Source organism: Amycolatopsis roodepoortensis (assembly GCF_024628825.1).
Taxonomy (GTDB): Bacteria; Actinomycetota; Actinomycetes; order Mycobacteriales; family Pseudonocardiaceae; genus Amycolatopsis; species Amycolatopsis roodepoortensis.
This window is the reverse complement of the sequence record NZ_CP102415.1, coordinates 9,340,654-9,355,848: the sequence shown is the minus strand read 5'-3', so window position 1 is coordinate 9,355,848 and position 15,195 is coordinate 9,340,654. Positions and strand designations below refer to the sequence as shown.

The following is a 15,195-nucleotide window of genomic DNA, read 5'->3' as shown; positions in this document are numbered from 1 at the left end:
GTCATCCCCTCACTCGGGCCGGGAACCGTAGGAAGGTCACGGAGTTCGGCGGGAACGTGTAGGTGAAGCCGTTCGACACCCCGGAGAACCGCGACTCCCGCGGTGCGATCGGCGTGGCGAAGGCGGTGTTGACGTCGTCCGGAGAGCCTTGGAGCGTCGTCACCCGGGCGGTCGAACCCGGCTGGACGCGGGTGCCGAGATCGACGCGGGTGCGGGCGGCCGCGGCTTGGGCGTTGACGACCTTGACCACGAGTTCACCGGTCTTGACGTCGCGCGTGACGACCTGGCGGAACGGCTCGGCGACCTTGTCGTCGGTGAACGAGCCCCATTTCTGTCCGTCGAGGAACAGGGTCACCTGACGGCCGCGGACCTCGACCCGCAGGTCGTACTGCCTGCCGGTCTCGATCTTGGTGTCGTTCTGGAGCAGGGTCGATTTGCCCCCGCCTTCGGTCTTCTCGACGGCGGAGACGGTGTTGTTCCAGCCGCCGAGGTTCCACCAGTAGTTGTTGCCGGTGTCCTTGACGCCGAACGCGACCAGGAAGCCTTCCCTGCCGCCGGTCTTGGTCGCCTTCACCGAGAAGTCGTAGTTGCTCCACGAGGGATCACCCGCGGTCACCAGCGTGTTCTCGGCGGCCTGGTCCGACTGGACGTAGGCCCCGTTCGACACCGCCCAGGAACCCCGTCCGGCCACCTTCGACCAGCGCGAGTCGTCGCCGGAGAAGTCGTCCGAGAACAGCTGCGCCCCGTCGGCCGACGTGACCTTGACGTCGTCGTAGGCCGCGCTCGTCGCCCAGGTGGACAGTCCGATCGCGCCCGAGATCGGCGCGATCGTGGCGGGCGTGGCCGATGCCTTGCTCGGGACGACGTGGTCACCGACGTTGGTCATGAACAGCTTCTGCGTCTCATAGCTGGCCGAACCCCACGAGCGCTGGTTGTCGAACCAGATCATGTCCGGTTTCCACTGCACGTAGTCGGTGTTCGCCAGTAGCGGCGCGTACGACGCGAGCTTGACGACGTCGGCGTTCCGCTCCAGCCCGGTCATGTACGCGGCTTCGGCCAGCGCGTTGCCGAACTTGTTGTCCAGCGACGCGTACTCGCCGAGGAACACCTTCGGGCCGTTGCGGTCGTAGGTGTCGTACCGCTGGTTGTTCTGCAGGAACCACTGCGGGCTGTTGTAGTAATGCTCGTCGACCATCGAGACCTTCGCGTTCCGGTTCAGGTCCCACAGCCGGTCGAACGTCGTGCCGGTGTCGTCCGGTCCCGAGTTGCTGATCACCGTGATCCCCGGGTACTTCGCCGCGATCGCCTTGCGGAATTCGGTGAAGCGGGCGAAGAACTCGTCGGGCAGGTTCTCTTCGTTGCCGACGCCGACATGCGTCAGGTTGAACGGCGCCGGGTGCCCCATCTCGGCCCGCTTCTTGCCCCATGTCGAGGTGACCGGGCCGTTCGCGAACTCGATCAGGTCGAGGGTGTCCTGGATGTGCCGCCGCAGCAGCGCCGGATCGTCGGTCGCCTTGTTCTGCCCGCAGCCGGTGACCAGCGCCGGCACCACGGGCAACGGCATCGCGCCGATGTCCTCGGAGAACTGGAAGTACTCGTAGTAGCCGATGCCGTAAGTCTGGTTGTAGCCCCAGAAGTTCGCGTTCGTGGCCCGCTGCTCGACCGGGCCGATGGTGTCCTTCCACTGGTACGAGCGCTTCCGCTCCCAGTTCGGCGCCTCGTAACCCTGGTGGCTGCCGGTGTTGACCAGGCAGCCGCCGGGGAACCGCACGAAACCGGGCTTGAGCGCGGCGATCTTCTCGGCGAGGTCGGCCCGCATGCCGTTGGGCCGGTTCTTGTAGGTGTCGCGCGGGAACAGCGACACCATGTCCAGCCGCAGCGTGCCACCGCCGGACGCGGTCAGCGCGAGCCTGCCCAGCGCGCTCGACTCCCGCGCGCGGAACGCGCCGGTGTACTTCACCCAGCCGTCGCCGCGGACCTGCACCCGCAAGGGATCGGCGAGCGCCTTGCCCGCCGGATCGGTGACGGCGGCCGTGAGCGGGGTGCCCGCCGCGCGATCTGTCCGTGCGAACACCGAGAAGTCGTACTGCTTGCCCTTCTCGACCCGGATGCCCGAGTTGTAGCCGGAGTTCGCGACGCCGTACTCACCGCCGGCGAGGTCGAGTTTGAGGTAGCGGCGGTTCCGCTCGTTGAGCCGCCGGTCGTCGTCGGCCACCGTCGCCGTGCCGGTTCCGCCGTTGAGCGACGTGGGCGCCCATGAGGTCAGCGGCGTATACGACGCGTTGTCGGCCTTGTCGTACTCGAAGGACCGGTTCTGCACGAGTTCGGCGTACAGCCCGCCGTCCGCCGCGCGGTTGATGTCCTCGAAGAAGACGCCGTACATCGAACGGTCGATCGTGGCACCGCGTCCCGCCGCGTCCACGGCGAGGCTGTAGTCGGTCGTCGGTGTCTGGCCCGAAGCGGTCTGGACGGGCACGAGGACACCGGCGGCGATGGTCAGGGACAGCACACTGATCCGGGTTGACCTGCTGCGCACAGCACTTCCTTTCGCGACGTTGCGAGGGGAACCGGGGGTGAGGCGTCGGTCAAGTTGGTCGTGAGTGGCGATTCGGGTTAGAACCCGAATCGCCACTCACGACGTCAGGCGGCGGTCCGGGCCCGCCGTTTCGTCCAGATGTCGTAGGCGACGGCGGCGAGCAGCACGAAACCCTTGACCAGGTTCACGCTCTCGGTCGGCGCGCCGATGAGGGACATACCGTTGTTGATCACGCCCATGATCAGACCGCCGGTGATCGCGCCGACCACCTTGCCGACCCCGCCCTGCACCGCGGCGCCGCCGATGAACGCCGCGGCGATCGCGTCGAGTTCGAACATGTTGCCCGCGGTCGGCCCGGCCTGGTTGAGCCGTCCGGCCACGATGATCCCCGCCAGGGCCGACAGCACGCCCATGTTGACGAAGATCCAGAACGTCACGGACTTGACCTTCACCCCGGACAACGTCGCGGCCTGGAGGTTCCCGCCGATGGCGTAGATGTGGCGGCCGAACACCGCGCGCGTCGTCACCAGCGAGTAGCCGATCACCAGCACCGACAGCAGGATCAGCACCCACGGCAGGTTCTTGTACCGCGCCAGCTGCACCACCACGAACAGCACGACGGCGGCCGCCGCGACGATCTTCAGCAGGAACATCGGCAGCGGGTCCACCTCCTGCAGGTAGTTCAGCCGCGCCGTCCGCTTGCGCCACCGCGACACGACCGCGCCCGCGATCGCCAGCGCGCCCACCAGGAGGCTGACCACGTCGGCGCCGCCGAGCGGACCGAGCCCGATGTTGCCGAGGTAACCGCCGGTGAACCCGTTCGCCAGCGTCCGCACCTCGTCCGGGAACGGGCCGATGCCCTGGTTCCCGAGCACGGTCAGGGTGAGGGCGCGGAAGATCAGCATTCCCGCCAGCGTCACGATGAACGCCGGGATGCCGAAGTAGGCGACCCAATACCCTTGCCATGCCCCGATCACCGCGCCGACGGCGAGCGTGATGAGCAGCGCGAGCGGCCACGCCATACCCATGTTCACCATCAGCACGGCCGAGATCGCGCCGGTCAGCGCCACCACGGAACCCACCGACAGGTCGATGTGCCCGGCGATGATGATCAGGATCATGCCGATCGCGAGGATCAGCACGTACGAGTTCTGCACGATCAGGTTCGAGATGTTCTGCGGTTCCAGCAGCGCGCCGCCGGTGAGGATCGAGAACAACACGACGATCAGCGCGAACGCGACGTAGATGCCGCTCTCGCGCGGGTTGAACGAGATCCGGCGCGGCGCCCTGGCCGGCGCGGCTCCCTGCTGGTCACCGACACCGGTGACGGTGTCGGCGGAGGCGGTGCTCATGTCTTACTCCTGTTCCCTGGTCATCGCCCGCATGAGGACCTCTTGGGTGGCCTCGGCCCGGCCGACCTCACCGGTGATCCGGCCCGCCGACAGCGTGTAGATCCGGTCGCACAGACCGAGCAGCTCCGGCAGCTCGGAGGAGATGACCAGCACGGCCTTCCCCTCGTCGGCGAGCCGGTTGACGATCGTGTAGATCTCGTACTTCGCGCCTACGTCGATGCCGCGGGTGGGCTCGTCGAGGATCAGCACGTCCGGATCGGTGAGGATCCATTTGGACAGCACGACCTTCTGCTGGTTGCCGCCGGAGAGCGTGCCGGTCACGCTGCGCACGTCCGGTGCCTTGATGTTCATGCTCTTGCGGAATTCCTCGGCGACACGATGTTCTTCGTTCTCGTCCACCCAGCCACGCCGGGCGAGTTTGCCCAGCGCCGCGCCGGAGATGTTGCGCTGGATGTCCTCGATGAGGTTGAGCCCGTAGCGTTTACGGTCCTCGGTGGCGTACGCGATCCCGTTGGCGACGGCGTCGCCGACCGTGCGCACCTCGATCTCCTTGCCGTCCTTGACCAGACGACCGGAGATGTCCTTGCCGTACGAGCGGCCGAACACGCTCATCGCGAGCTCGGTCCGCCCGGCGCCCATCAGCCCCGCCAGCCCGACGATCTCGCCGCGCCGCAGCGTCAGGCTCGCGCCGTCCACCACCACCCGGCCGTGCTGCGTCGGGCTGTGCACGGTCCAGTCCTCGATCCGGAGGACCTCGTCGCCGATCCGCGGTTCCCTCGGCGGGAACCGGTTCTCGAGCTTCCGGCCGACCATCCCGGCGATGATCCGGTCTTCGGTCACCGTGCTCGCGTCGAGCGTCTCGATCGTCCTGCCGTCCCGCAGGATGGTGATCGAGTCGGCGATCGCGGCGATCTCGTTGAGCTTGTGCGAGATCAGGACGCAGGTGACGCCGTCGTCGCGGAGACCGCGCAGCAGTTCGAGCAGATGCGCCGAATCGTCGTCGTTCAGCGCCGCCGTCGGCTCGTCCAGGATCAGCAGTTTGACCTCTTTGGACAGTGCCTTGGCGATCTCCACCAGCTGCTGTTTGCCCACACCGATGTCGAGTACCGGCGTCACCGGGTTCTCCCGCAGGCCGACGCGTCGCAGCAGCTCGCCGGCCTCGGAGTTGGTCCGGTTCCAGTCGATCAGCCCGCCGCGCGCCTTCTCGTTGCCGAGGAAGATGTTCTCCGCGATGGACAGCTGCTGGCACAGCGCGAGTTCCTGGTGGATGATCACGATGCCGCGGCGTTCGCTGTCGCGGATCGCGGAGAACGCGCACGGCTCGCCGTCGAAGACGATCTCGCCGTCGTACGAGCCGTGCGCGTAGACGCCCGAGAGCACCTTCATCAGCGTGGACTTGCCCGCGCCGTTCTCGCCGCAGATCGCGTGGATCTCTCCCCGGCGCACCGACAGGTTGACGTCCTGCAGCGCCTTGACGCCGGGGAAGGTCTTGGTGATCCCCCGCATCCGAAGGATTTCGTCGGTCACGTCGCTACCTCAGCTGTTCCGCTTTGTAGTAGCCCGAGTCGATGAGTTCCTTCTGGTAGTTGCCCTTGTTGAGGATCACCGACTCCAGCAGGAACGCCGGGACGACCTTCTGGCCGTTGTTGTAGTCCGTCGTGTTGTTGGTCTCGGCCTTGCCGCCCTTGAGCACCGCGTCGGCCATCTTGACCGTGGTCTCGGCGAGTTTGCGGGTGTCCTTGAAGATCGTCGAGTACTGCTCGTTCGCGATGATCGACTTCACCGACGCGACCTCGGCGTCCTGGCCGGTGACCACGGGGTACGGCTGGCCCGGGGTGCCGTAGCCGTTGCTCTTCAGCGCCGAGAGGATGCCGATCGAGAGCCCGTCGTACGGCGAGAGCACGCCCTGCACCTTGTCGCCGGAGCTGTAGGTCTTGGTCAGCAGGTCTTCCATCCGCCGCTGCGCGGTCGCCGCCTGCCAGCGCAGGATCGCCGCCACGTTGAACGCGGTCTGGCCGCTCTTGACGACCAGCGTCCCGTTGTCGAGGTACGGCTTCAGCACCGACATGGCGCCGTTGAAGAAGAACGTCGCGTTGTTGTCGTCCGGCGAACCGGCGAAGAGCTCGACGTTGAACGGTCCCTTGCCCTCACCAGGCGAACCGTCCTCCTTGAGCACCTTGAGCCCGGTGAGCAGCGAGGTCGCCTGCTGCACGCCGACCTTGAAGTTGTCGAAGGTCGCGTAGTAGTCGACGTTCGGGGTGTTGCGGATCAGCCGGTCGTAGGCGATGACCGGGATCTTCTTGTCCGCGGCCTCCTGCAGCTGGGTGGTGATCGCGGTGCCGTCGATCGAGGCGATCACGAGCAGCTTCGCGCCCTTGGTGATCTGGTTCTCGATCTGGTTCACCTGGGTGGGGATGTCGTCCTCGGCGTACTGCAGGTCGACCTGGTAGCCCAGCTTCTCCAGCGCCGCCTTGATGTTGTCGCCGTCGTGGATCCAGCGCTCCGACGATTTGGTCGGCATGGTGACGCCGACCAGGCCGCCCGCGGCACCGCTCGTGGCCGCCTGCTGATCGACGGTCTTCTCACTCGAACCGCAGGCCGTGAGCGCGGCACCGAGGCCGACCGCCACGGCCAGTGTGGCCAGTTTCGTGAACTTCATTGTTCCTTCTCTCCGGTGGGGACCGATCAGAATCCTTGTGCGAGCCGGTAGTAGGCCTGGTTCCAGCGCATCCGGTCGGCGATCGAGGCAGGGGTCGTGGTCTGGTCGATCACCAGCAGTTCGACGTCGAGCATGGTGGCGAAATCCCGGATCGTTTCGGCGCCGACGGCCTGCGTGAGCACCGTGTGGTGCGGCCCGCCCGCGGTGATCCACGCTTCGGCGGACGTCGCCAGCGACGGCGCCGGCTTCCACACCGCACGCGCCACCGGCAGATTCGGCAGCGGCTCGTCCGGAGCGACGACCTCGACTTCGTTGGCCACCAAGCGGAATCGGTCGCCGAGGTCGGCGAGGCCGATCACGACGGCGTCACCGGCGGCGGCGTCGAACACCAGCCGGACGGGATCCTCGCGGCCACCGATCCCGAGGGGGTGGATCTCGCACGAAGGTTTGGCGGCGGCGATGCTCGGACAGACCTCGAGCATGTGCGCGCCGAGGATCTTCGGTTCGCCGGGCCCGAAGTGGTAGGTGTAGTCCTCCATGAAGGACGTTCCCCGCTCGGAGTCACGGCCCATCGCCTTCACCGCGGTCAACAGCGCGGACGTCTTCCAGTCGCCCTCGCCGCCGAAGCCGTAGCCATCGGCCATCAGCCGCTGCACCGCGAGACCCGGGAGCTGCCGCAGGCCGCCGAGGTCCTCGAAGTTCGTGGTGAACGCTCCGAAGCCGCCGTCCGTCAGGAACGTGCGGAGCCCCTTCTCGATCCGGGCGGCGTACCGCAGCGACTCGTGCCGCTCCCCCGCCTTGGTCAGCTCCGGCGCGAGCGCGTACGTCTCGGCGTACTCCTCGACGAGCTTGTCGACCTCGGCGTCGGGCACCGCGTCGACCAGCGCGACGAGTTCGTTGACGCCGTAGGTGTTCACCGAGACGCCGAACTTCAACTCCGCCTCGACCTTGTCCCCGTCGGTGACCGCGACGTCGCGCATGTTGTCACCGAACCGTGCGAGCTTGAGCGAGCCGATCGTCTGGCGGCCGACCGCCGCGCGGACCCAGGCGTCGATCCGGTCGGCGACCGACGGATCCGCCGCGTGCCCGGCGATGGTCTTGCGCGGCACCCCGAGCCGGGTCTGGATGTAACCGAACTCGCGGTCGCCGTGCGCGGCCTGGTTCAGGTTCATGAAGTCCATGTCGATGGACTGCCACGGCAACGCCTCGTTGAGCTGGGTGTGCAGATGCAGCAGGGGTTTCCGCAGCGCGTCGAGCCCGGTGATCCACATCTTCGCCGGCGAGAACGTGTGCATCCAGGCGATCACGCCGACACAGGCGTCGTCCGCGTTCGCTTCAAGCATCACGCGCCGGATCGCCGACGGCTCGGTCAGCACCGGCTTCGCGACGATCCCGGCCGAGATGCGGCCGGTGTCGGCCAGCATCCGCTGGATCTGCAACGACTGGCCCGCGACCTGTTCGAGGGTTTCCTCGCCGTACAGCGCCTGGCTCCCGGTGAGGAACCAGACCTCGGTCTTCCGCTGTGTGCTCACTTCTCTCCCTGCTGGCCGTAGACGTTCTGGTAGCGCGCGTAGAGCCGGTCCACGTCCTGTTCGGACAGTGGTTCCGGCGTTCCCAGCGCGGAAGCGATGTGGACGGTCTTCGCGACGTCCTCGACCATCACCGCGGCCTTGACCGCGTCCCGTGCGGTGCGGCCGACGGTGAACGGGCCGTGGTTGCGCATCAGCACCGCGGGCGAGCGGCTGGACCGCAGCGTCTCGACGATGCCCCGGCCGATCGAGTCGTCACCGATCAGCGCGAACGGCCCGACCGGGATCTCGCCGCCGAACTCGTCCGCGATCATCGTGAGCACGCAAGGGATGGGCTCCCCGCGCGCCGCCCACGCGGTGGCATACGTCGAATGCGTGTGGACGACTCCGCCGACCTCGGGCATGTGCCGGTAGACGTAGGCGTGCGCGGCGGTGTCCGAAGACGGCGCCAGGTCACCGTGGACGACTTCGCCGTACAGGTCGGTGACGACCATCGTGTCGGCGGTCAGGTCGCCGTAGGACACCCCGGACGGTTTGATCACCATCAGGTCGTGCCCGGGGACGCGCGCCGAGACGTTGCCCGCGGTCCAGATGACCAGTTCGTAGCGGGTCAGCTCGCTGTGCAGCCGCGCGACGGTGTCCCGCAGTTCTTCGAAGGTGTCCGTGATCTCCACGGCGAGGCTCATCGGTGCTGTCCTTTCCTGACGGCGCGACGGCGGGCGGCGAGCCGGTGCATGACGTCGTTGGTCCCGCGGCCGAAGTAGTCGTGCAACGCGGCGTACTCGGCGTAGAGGTCGTTGTAGGCCTTGACGTTCTCGGGGATCGGCCGGTGGACCGCGCGGCGGACCGAGCCCATCGCGAGCGCGGCGGCCGGGACGTCGGCGTGCGCTCCGGCGGCGACGGCGGCGTGGATCGCCGAGCCCAGCGCGGGACTCTGCGCCGAGCCCGCCACGGAAAGCGGCAGGTTCGTGACGTCGGCGTAGATCTGCATCAGCAGCGGGTTCTTGACCAGGCCGCCGGCGACGATCAGTTCGGTGACCGGCACCCCGGCACGGTCGAAGGTCTCGATGATCGTCCTGGTGCCGAACGCGGTCGCTTCCAGCAGTGCGCGGTACGTGTCCTCGGCACGGGTCGCGAGCGTCTGCCCGACGACGACGCCGGACAGTTCGTGGTCGACCAGCACCGACCGGTTCCCGCTGTGCCAGTCGAGCGCGACAAGACCGTGCTCGCCGATCTCCTGCGTCGCGGCGAGCCGGGTGAGCAGTTCGTGGACGGAGATCCCCGCCTCCCTGGCGTCGTCCACATAGGACGCCGGGACGCCGTGTTCGACGAACCACGCGAAGATGTCCCCGACCCCGCTCTGCCCGGCCTCGTATCCCCACTCCCCGGACACGATCCCGCCGTCGACGACGCCGCACATGCCCGGCACTTCGCGCAGTTCGGCACCGTTCATCACGTGACAGGTGGACGTGCCCATGATCGCGACCATCTGGCCAGGCTCCACAGCCTGGACGGCGGGCGCGGTGACATGCGCGTCGACGTTGCCGACGGCGACCGCGATCCCTTCCGGGAGCCCGGTCCATTCCGCCGCCTCGGCGCTGAGGCTTCCTGCCTTGGCGCCGAGAGCGCCCAGGGGATGGACGAGTTTGTCGTCCACAAAGGACCCGAAGCCGGGCGCGAGCTCTTCCAGGAACTCGGCGCTCGGGTAGTGGCCGTCCTGGAGAATGCCCTTGTAGCCGGCGGTGCACGCGTTGCGGACGTAGGTCCCGGTGAGCTGCCAGACGATCCAGTCGGCGAGTTCGACCCAGTGCCGCATCCGGTCGTAGACGTCAGGCGCCTCTTCGAAGACCTCCAGCGCCTTGGCGAACTCCCACTCCGACGAGATCAGCCCGCCGTAGCGCGGGAGCCAGGACTCGCCGCGCTTGCGCGCCAGCGCGTTGATCCGGTCCGCCTGCGGCTGCGCGGAATGGTGCCGCCACAGCTTCACGTAGGCGTGCGGGTTCCCGGCGAACTCGGGCAGCTCGCACAGCGGCGTGCCCTCGGCGGTGGTCGGCACCATCGTGCAGGCGGTGAAGTCGGTGCCGATGCCGATCACGTCGGCCGGATCCGCGCCGGCGGCCCGAATGGCTTCCGGCACGGCGGTGCGGAGGACGTCGACGTAGTCCGACGGGACCTGCAGCGCCCAGTCCGGCGGCAGACCGTGCCCGGTCTCGGGCAGGATCCGGTCGATCACGCCGTGCCGGTACTCCGAAACCGCGCTGCCCAGTTCCGCGCCGTCACGGACGCGGACCACGACGGCCCGGCCGGACAGCGTCCCGAAGTCGACGCCGACGACCAGCGGCTCCCCTGTACTCACTTCTTCTCCCGCATTGTTAACGTTCACATTTCTGGTCGGAAACCACGATCACGCGTGTTTGAAGCCGTAACTCACGTGATTGAAGGCGTAACTCACGTGATTGGGGGCGATCCGGCTCCAATCACGCGAGTTACGCCTTTGATCACGCGAGTGACGTCATGGCGCTCGCCTGCCGACGAGGCGCTGCAGGACGATGAAGGCGAACAGCAGCGCACCGGTGATGATCGAGGTCCACCACGAGTTCAGCGTGCCGTCGAAGGTGATCAGGGTCTGGATGATGCCCAGCACCATGATCCCGAGCACCGTCCCGAGGACGTAGCCGGAGCCGCCGGTGAGCAGCGTGCCGCCGATGACGACGGCCGCGATCGCGGTCAGTTCCAGCCCGACGCCGTTGAGCGGGTCGCCGGAGGACTTGTACAGCACCAGAAGCAGACCGCCGAGTGCCGAGCAGAACCCGCTGAGCGTGTACACCGAGATCCGCGTGCGGCCGACATTCAGCCCCATGAGCAGCGCCGACTTCGGATTCCCGCCGATCGCGTACACCGTCCGGCCGAACCGCGTTCCGTAGAGGACGTACGCGGCGGCCGCGACCACGACCAGCGCGACGACCACGCCGATCGAGATGTGCAGATCCGCACCGAGCGGGATCTGCGTCTGCGCGAGGCTCGCGACCGTCGGGTCGTCGATCGAGTACGCCTGGGTGCTGATCGTGTAGCAGAGCCCCCTGGCGAAGAACATCCCGATGAGCGTGGCGATGAACGGCTGGATCTCGAAGACCTGGATCAGCACGCCCATCCCGAAGCCCAGCGCCGCGCCGATCGCCAGTACCGCGGGGATCACCGCGAAAACCGGCCAGCCCTGGTTCTGCAGCAGGTCGGCGGAAACCACAGTGGACAGCGCCACCACCGAACCGACCGACAGGTCGATTCCGCCGGTGAGGATCACGAATGTCATCCCCACGGCGACGACCAGCAGGAACGCGTTGTTGATGAACAGGTCGAGCACGACCTGCCCGGAGCCGAACGCCGTGTAGCTCGACGCGCCGTAGATGTAGGCGGCGATGAGCATCGCCATCGTCGCCAGGATCGGCAGATGCCGCTGCCTCGGCCGATAGCCCTTGATGCGGTCGAGTGTGGTCATACCCCGGCCTCCACCTTTTCCGGCACGACGGCGGCAGACGGCGGGGCCGTCTTTCGCCGCCTCGCGAGCTTCTTGCGGAACACCGGCGACTGCAGCAGGCAGACCGCCAGCACGACCACGGCCTTGAACAGCATGATCGCCTGCGGTGCGATCCCGAGCGCGTACACGGTCGTCGTCAACGTCTGGATGAGCAGCGCGCCGATCACCGAGCCGGTGAGCGAGAACCGGCCGCCGGTCAGCAGGGTCCCGCCGATCACGACGGCGAGGATCGCGTCCAGTTCGATGAACTGCCCGGCGTTGTTGCCGTCGGCGCTGTGCACGTTCGCGCTGATCATCAGTCCGGCGATGCCGGCGCAGAGCGCACAGAAGACGTAGGTGAGCCAGATCAGCCGGGCCGAGCGGAGCCCGGCGAGCCTGCCCGCCTCCGGGTTCCCGCCCACCGATTCGACCAGCAGTCCCAGCGCCGACCGGCGGACCAGCACCGCGGCGATGGCGAACACCGCCAGCGCGATGAGGATCGCGCTGGGCAGGCCGAAGGTGAAGCCGCTGCCGATCCACTCGTACGGATGGGAATTGACGGTGATGATCTGACCGCCGGTGATCAACTGGGCGATACCGCGACCCGCGACCATGAGGATCAGCGTCGCGATGATCGGCTGAATGCCCAGGACCGCGACGAGCCAGCCGTTCCACACCCCGAGCGCGAGCGCCAGCCCCAGCGCCATCCCGACCGCGGCGAGCGTCCCGCCGAGGCTGTTCTGGTCACCGAGCCCGCTGATGTGCAGGCAGGCGAGCGCGCCGCTGATCGCCACGACCGCGCCGACGGAGAGGTCGATCCCCCGCGTCGCCACCACGAGCGTCATGCCGATCGCGATGAGGATCAGCGGGGCGCCGTTCTTGAGGATGTCGATCAGGTTCCCGTAGAGGTGCCCGTCGCGGAATTCGATCGCGAAGAACGCCGGATGGACGATGAGGTCGCCGAGCAGCAGCGCCAGCAGCGCGACGACGGGCCAGAACAGACGATGCTTGGTCATCGTGCGACTCCTTCGGCCATCGTCGCCATGACGCGGTCCGCGGTCAGCGATTCGTTGTCCAGTACGGCGACCACCGCGCGGTCGCGCAGCACGACGACCCGGTGGCTCAACCGCAGCACCTCCTCGAGTTCGGCGGAGATGAACACGACGGCCATCCCCTCACTCGAAAGCCGGGCGACCAGCCGCTGGATCTCGGTCTTGGCCCCGATGTCGATACCGCGCGTCGGCTCGTCGAGGATCAGCAGCCGGGGCTCGGTGATGAGCCACCTCGCCAGCAGCACCTTCTGCTGGTTGCCGCCGCTCAGGTCGCCGACCTTCGCTTCCGCGTTCGCGGGCCGGATGTCGAGCATTTCGATGTAGCGCTCGGCGATCTCTTCCTGCCGCTTCCGCGGGATCGGCCGCGCCCAGCCCCGTGAGGCCTGCAGCGCGAGCACGATGTTCTCCCGCACCGTGAGCTCTTCGACGAGCCCCTCGGTCTTGCGGTTCTCCGAGCAGAACGCGATGCGGTGGTCGAGCCCGGTCCGCGGCGTCTTCAGCGACACCGGCTCACCGTCGATCCGCACGGAACCGCTGTCCGCGTGATCGGCGCCGAACAGCAGCCGCGCCAGTTCGGTGCGGCCCGAACCGAGCAACCCGGCGAGGCCGACGACCTCGCCCGCCCGGATGTCGAGCGAGAACGGCGCGACACCGCCCTTGCGGCCGACGTCGCCCGCTTCGAGGAACACCGGCGCTCCGGCGAGGTCGTGCCGGCTGTGGCCCGCGTCCTCGATGTCTTCGAGTGCTTCGAGTTCCTTGCCGATCATCCTGGTGACCAGGTCGACCGGGGTGATCTCCTCGGTGCGGTACTCGCCGATCAGCTTCCCGTTGCGCAGCACCGTCATCCGGTCCGCGACGGCGAAGACCTGCTCGATGAAGTGGGAGACGAAAAGGATCGCCATCCCTTGGTCCCGCAGTGAACGCACCACATTCAGCAGTTGCTCGACCTCCCCGGCGTCCAAACTGGACGTCGGTTCATCGAGCACGAGCACCCGCGCGTCGACGTCGAGTGCTCTGGCGATCGCGACCAGTTGCTGCACCGCGATCGAGCAGCTGCTCAGCTCGGCCGAAACGTCCACTTCGACGTCCAGCCTGGCCAGCAGCGCGGCCGCCTGGCGGCGCGTCTCACGCCAGTCGATGCGGCCGCGCCGTCGCGGCTCCTTGCCGAGGCAGATGTTCTCCGCCACCGACAGGTTCGGGCAGAGGTTCACTTCCTGGTAGACGGTGCTCACGCCGGAGCACTGTGCTTCTCCCGGGCCGCTGAACGCGACCGCGGAGCCGTCGAGTTCGATCGTGCCCGCGTCCACCCCGTACACGCCGGTGAGCACCTTGATCAAAGTGGACTTGCCGGCGCCGTTCTCACCCATCAGTGCGTGCACTTCGCCGGGGAACATCCGGAAGGAGACGTCGTCGAGGGCGACCACGCCGGGGAATTCCTTCCGGATATGGCTCATCCGCAGAATCGCAGGGGGTTCTGTCATCGCTGACCTTGTTCTCGGGGGACGCGGGTCCGGGATCAGTACTGGCGTTGCGGCAGTGCGGCCTTCGCGGCGGCCTGGTCGAATTCGGTCTCGGTGGTCTCGATGCGCGGGGGCACCTGCTCACCGGCGGCGACCTTCTTCACCAGCTCCATCAGCTGCGGGCCGAGCAGCGGGTTGCATTCGACGACGTGGTTGATCTTGCCGTCGGCCAGTGCCTGCAGGGCGTCACGGACACCGTCGACCGAGACGATCTTGATGTCTTTGCCGGGTACCTTCCCGGCCGCCTCGATCGCTTCGATGGCGCCGAGCGCCATGTCGTCGTTGTGCGCGTACAGCACGTCGATCTTGGGCTGGGACTTCAGGAAGGCCTCCATGACCTCCTTGCCCTTGGCCCGGGTGAACTCACCGGTCTGCGAAGCGACGACCTTGAACTTCGGGTTCGAGGCGATGACGTCCGCGAAACCCTTCTTGCGGTCGTTCGCCGGCGCCGAACCGGTGGTGCCCTGCAGTTCCACGATGCTGACGTCGCCCGCCGCGGAGCCGAACTCCTTGGCCAGCCACTCGCCCGCCTTCCTGCCCTCGGCGACGAAGTCCGAGCCGAGGAAGGTCTTGTACAGCGACTTGTCCGGCGAGTCGACGGCCCGGTCGGTCAGGATCACCGGGATGTTCGCCGTCTTCGCCTCCTTCAGCACGGTGTCCCAGCCGGATTCCACGACCGGCGAGAAGGCGATCACCTTGACCTTCTGCTGGATGTAGGACCGGATCGCGGCGATCTGGTTCTCCTGCTTCTGCTGCGCGTCGGAGAACTTCAGCTCGATCCCGGCCGCCTTCGCGGACTCCTGGATCGACTTCGTGTTCGCCGTGCGCCAGCCGCTCTCCGCGCCCACCTGTGCGAAGCCGAGGGTGAGGGCGCCGCCGCCACCCGCTCCGCCGCCACCGCCGCACGCGGAGAGCAGGAGCAGCCCGGCCACTCCGGCCACGATCGCCGTCCACGGTTTTCTTGCCACATCGACTCCTAGATCCGCACTGATCATTTGAGTTAGCGTTAACACTCGCGCCTTGAGCCCTGAAA

General features: G+C 67.5%; 11 protein-coding genes. All 11 read right to left on the bottom strand.

The genetic code is table 11. The features are described 5' to 3' along the window. Position 1: 1 nt before the first annotated feature. The 11 genes from NQK81_RS44585 to NQK81_RS44535 all read right to left on the bottom strand — a co-directional run bounded on the left by NQK81_RS44585 (position 2) and on the right by NQK81_RS44535 (position 15,157). Positions 2 to 2,536, bottom strand: a complete 2,535-nt coding sequence (locus NQK81_RS44585; RefSeq protein WP_257486326.1) for an alpha-L-arabinofuranosidase family protein — start codon at positions 2,534 to 2,536, stop codon at positions 2 to 4. A 104-nt stretch (positions 2,537 to 2,640) separates the two neighbouring features. Continuing rightward, a complete protein-coding gene (gene mmsB / locus NQK81_RS44580; protein WP_192742180.1) occupies positions 2,641 to 3,888 on the bottom strand; it encodes a multiple monosaccharide ABC transporter permease in 1,248 nt (415 codons plus the stop codon). A gap of 3 nt (positions 3,889 to 3,891) precedes the next feature. Further along, positions 3,892 to 5,415 (bottom strand): multiple monosaccharide ABC transporter ATP-binding protein, encoded by a 1,524-nt coding sequence (mmsA, locus tag NQK81_RS44575; protein ID WP_007032200.1) that lies wholly within the window; start codon positions 5,413 to 5,415, stop codon positions 3,892 to 3,894. Positions 5,416 to 5,419: 4 nt separating this feature from the next. Next, positions 5,420 to 6,547, bottom strand: a complete 1,128-nt coding sequence (gene chvE / locus NQK81_RS44570) for a multiple monosaccharide ABC transporter substrate-binding protein (RefSeq protein WP_126735006.1) — start codon at positions 6,545 to 6,547, stop codon at positions 5,420 to 5,422. Positions 6,548 to 6,573: 26 nt separating this feature from the next. After that, positions 6,574 to 8,079 carry an L-arabinose isomerase gene (gene araA, locus NQK81_RS44565; RefSeq protein WP_257486325.1) on the bottom strand — a complete coding sequence of 502 codons (1,506 nt, stop codon included), beginning with the start codon at positions 8,077 to 8,079 and terminating at the stop codon, positions 6,574 to 6,576. Then, positions 8,076 to 8,762 (bottom strand): L-ribulose-5-phosphate 4-epimerase, encoded by a 687-nt coding sequence (locus NQK81_RS44560; RefSeq protein ID WP_125782774.1) that lies wholly within the window; start codon positions 8,760 to 8,762, stop codon positions 8,076 to 8,078. Before NQK81_RS44560 ends, araA begins: the two co-directional genes overlap by 4 nt. Continuing rightward, positions 8,759 to 10,432, bottom strand: a complete 1,674-nt coding sequence (gene araB / locus NQK81_RS44555; RefSeq protein ID WP_257486324.1) for a ribulokinase — start codon at positions 10,430 to 10,432, stop codon at positions 8,759 to 8,761. Before araB ends, NQK81_RS44560 begins: the two co-directional genes overlap by 4 nt. Positions 10,433 to 10,588: 156 nt before the next feature. Then, complete coding sequence (gene yjfF / locus NQK81_RS44550) at positions 10,589 to 11,572, bottom strand: galactofuranose ABC transporter, permease protein YjfF (protein WP_257486323.1); 984 nt, start codon at positions 11,570 to 11,572, stop codon at positions 10,589 to 10,591. After that, positions 11,569 to 12,606: an ABC transporter permease gene (locus tag NQK81_RS44545; protein WP_257486322.1), complete on the bottom strand. Its 1,038-nt coding sequence runs from the start codon at positions 12,604 to 12,606 to the stop codon at positions 11,569 to 11,571. The genes yjfF and NQK81_RS44545 overlap by 4 nt, the downstream gene beginning before the upstream one ends. Continuing rightward, positions 12,603 to 14,123, bottom strand: coding sequence for a sugar ABC transporter ATP-binding protein (locus NQK81_RS44540; protein ID WP_257486321.1), 1,521 nt, complete (start codon positions 14,121 to 14,123; stop codon positions 12,603 to 12,605). The genes NQK81_RS44545 and NQK81_RS44540 overlap by 4 nt, the downstream gene beginning before the upstream one ends. A gap of 35 nt (positions 14,124 to 14,158) precedes the next feature. Then, complete coding sequence (locus NQK81_RS44535) at positions 14,159 to 15,157, bottom strand: ABC transporter substrate-binding protein (RefSeq protein ID WP_126734999.1); 999 nt, start codon at positions 15,155 to 15,157, stop codon at positions 14,159 to 14,161. Positions 15,158 to 15,195: the final 38 nt, after the last annotated feature.